The sequence below is a fragment of the Vibrio sp. 10N.222.49.C12 genome, assembly GCF_041475025.1.
Lineage (GTDB): Bacteria > Pseudomonadota > Gammaproteobacteria > Enterobacterales > Vibrionaceae > Vibrio > Vibrio crassostreae_C.
Map to the genome: position 1 here is coordinate 1 of NZ_JBFRVF010000131.1, position 755 is coordinate 755.

Below are 755 nucleotides of genomic sequence, written 5' to 3' on the forward strand. Positions count from 1 at the left end.
GATGACGAAGAGCTACTTGAGCTAGTTGAGATGGAAGTTCGTGAACTTCTTTCTGAATACGACTTCCCAGGTGATGACCTACCAGTTATCCAAGGTTCTGCACTTGGCGCACTAAACGGCGAGAAGCAGTGGGAAGACAAGATCGTTGAGCTTGCAGAAGCACTAGATTCTTACATTCCTGAGCCAGAGCGTGCAGTTGACCAACCGTTCCTACTACCAATTGAAGATGTATTCTCAATCCAAGGTCGTGGTACTGTTGTAACTGGTCGTATCGAGCGCGGTATCCTACGTGTAGGTGACGAAGTAGAAATCGTTGGTATCAAAGAGACTACTCTTACTACTTGTACTGGTGTTGAAATGTTCCGTAAACTGCTTGACGAAGGTCGTGCAGGTGAGAACGTTGGTGCACTTCTACGTGGTACTAAGCGTGATGACGTTGAACGTGGTCAAGTACTTTCTGCGAAAGGTTCTATCAACCCACACACTAAGTTTGAGTCTGAAGTATACGTACTTTCTAAAGACGAAGGCGGCCGTCACACTCCTTTCTTCAAAGGTTACCGTCCACAGTTCTACTTCCGTACAACTGACGTAACAGGCGACATCACTCTACCAGAAGGCGTAGAAATGGTAATGCCAGGTGACAACGTTCAAATGACTGTTGAGCTAATCGCTCCAATCGCAATGGACGAAGGTCTACGTTTCGCAATCCGCGAAGGTGGCCGTACAGTTGGTGCTGGTGTTGTAGCTAAAATCTT

General features: G+C 46.9%; 1 protein-coding gene. It reads left to right on the forward strand.

Features of this window, described 5'->3' with window-relative positions; translation table 11 throughout:
• On the forward strand, positions 1–755 hold a 755-nt coding region (locus tag AB4583_RS21275), incomplete at both ends, for an elongation factor Tu (protein WP_372119270.1).